This is a genomic window from Candidatus Thermoplasmatota archaeon, from assembly GCA_029907305.1.
Classification (GTDB): Archaea; Thermoplasmatota; E2; order DHVEG-1; family DHVEG-1; genus JARYMC01.
Genome location: JARYMC010000128.1, coordinates 1 through 2,143, shown reverse-complemented (window position 1 = coordinate 2,143; position 2,143 = coordinate 1). Strand labels below are relative to the sequence as shown.

The 2,143-nt window shown below is 38.0% G+C and carries 3 protein-coding genes; all 3 read right to left on the bottom strand.

Features of this window, described 5'->3' with window-relative positions; genetic code table 11:
- A partial coding sequence (locus tag QHH19_07240) for a polyprenyl synthetase family protein (GenBank protein ID MDH7518114.1) occupies positions 1-929 on the bottom strand: 929 nt, incomplete at its 3' end.
- On the bottom strand, positions 920-1,960 hold the full coding sequence (fni, locus tag QHH19_07235) for a type 2 isopentenyl-diphosphate Delta-isomerase (GenBank protein MDH7518113.1): 1,041 nt from the start codon (positions 1,958-1,960) through the stop codon (positions 920-922). The genes fni and QHH19_07240, both read right to left, overlap by 10 nt.
- A 3-nt stretch (positions 1,961-1,963) precedes the next feature.
- The coding region (locus QHH19_07230; protein ID MDH7518112.1) for a kinase at positions 1,964-2,143 on the bottom strand (180 nt) is incomplete at its 5' end.

The window sequence follows — 2,143 nt, the reverse complement described above, 5'->3', positions numbered from 1 at the left end:
GCATCAGATTCTTTTAAAACGCCAAGAGCTTCCTTGGCTTTATTACAATACTCAACAGCAGTTTCTCTAGCGTAATCAATTGATTTTGTTTTTTTGAAAAGATCAAAAACCATTCTAACCTCTTCCTCAGATGCATCCTTATTACCAAATATGTTTCCTAAAAGTTTCTTATCACCACCACTAACATTGTTCAGCGTATAAACAGCTATGAGTGTTTTTTTACCATTTCTAATGTCGTTACCAATATCTTTACCAAGAGTTTCTTCTCTACTACTGATATCAAGATAATCATCCCATATCTGAAAAGCCAAACCAAGAAATTTACCGTACTCTTTAAGAGCATTGACTTCTTCTTTGGTTCCATCAGCAGCTATAGCACCACCTTCTGCAGCGAACATGAACAAAAAAGCTGTTTTTTTCATTATCATCTCAAGATATTCTTTTTCTGAAACTATATCTCTTTTTTCAAACTCCATATCAAGTTGCTGGCCTTCACATATCTCTTCAACACATTTTACAAGCCCGTAATCAAGTTTTCTGAAAACATAGATATCCTCCATGTTATGAATTGACTCAAACGCTTTAGCAAAAAGCAGATCACCTGCCATAATAGCGGTTGGCTCACCAAACTTTATGTGAACAGTAGGTAAATTTCTCCTAAGATGCGACTTATCCATGATATCATCATGGACAAGAGTAAAATTATGAATAAGCTCTATAGCAATAGCAAAAGGCATAACCTTTTTTGAATCACCAGACACAGCCTCACCAGCTAACATAGATATACATGGGCGTAGCCGTTTTCCACCAGCCATAGGAAGATGTCTAGCCGCATCATAAAGAACCTTCGGTTTACTGTCTATCAAAAAATTTCGTAACTCTACATTAAAAAGATTTGCTCTTCTCTCAAGCTCAGATTTTAAATCCATACCTCAGCACCAACATCAGACATCTTAGAAACCTTATCAGCACCAACAAGAAACATAGCAGCACGTAACTCTTTAATCATCAACTCAACTTCAAAAACAGTGGATTTTTTACTGATAGTTGCTGGCTTCAAAAAAGCATGGGCCACACCAGCGCAGTTTGCACCAAGCGCCAATGCTTTGGCTGCATCCAAACCATTCCTTATGCCACCTGTAGCAATAATAGGCAGTTTCCAGTTTGTCGCCTCACCAACATCCAAAATAGACAAAGGAGTTGGTATACCCCAATCCCAAAAAGTCTTACCACCACGCTCATGAAGAACATCATTTATCATCTTAGCCCTGTAATGCTCGATGGCAGCAAAAGACGTACCGCCCATACCACCAACATCAATACCAGCTATCCTAGTTTTCGAGAGACGTTTAGCAACATCAAAAGAGATACCAGCACCAGACTCCTTGACCACAACAGGTAAATCCAAATCCTCAGCTAGACTCTTTATCGCATTGAAACAACCTTTCGCGTTAGCCTCGCCCTCAAACTGGACAACCTCCTGCAAAAAATTAAGGCAAACAACAAAAACATTAGCATCAATCATATCAATCATTTTATGAGCATTTTCTAAAGTTTTTTTATGGCCCCACAAAACAAGCTGCGAAGCACCAATATTAGCGAAACGCAGAGGGATATCATAGTTTTTTATTACACTATAAGTATCTCTCAAATCTTTGTTTTCCAAAGCAGATCTCTGAGAACCAACGCCCATACCTATCTGAAATTTTTCAGCAGCAATAGCAAGGTTCTCATTTATCTGTTTAGCACGTCTGTAACCACCAGTCATACCAGAAATAACCAGAGGTGCACCAATCTTCTTTTTAAACAATTTAGTAGAAAGATCAACCTCATCCTTGTTTATCTCAGGTAGAGCATTATGAATTAGTTTAACGTCATCCCAAAAGTTATGATGAGCTGAAACATCTTTAGCTAAAGAGATCCTAACATGCTCATCTTTTCTACTCTCAGTTTGATTCATTTTTTACAGACCCCTAACAATAGTGCATTTGGTATCCTTCCCAACTAATACACTATATAACCTACCAGGTTTATTACCATTTACCAGAACAGTATCAATTCCAAACCTGGCAACATTCTTTATTATATCAACTTTGCCCTCCATGCCTCTAGTGACATCAGCATGATTATCTGCAGCAGTTGT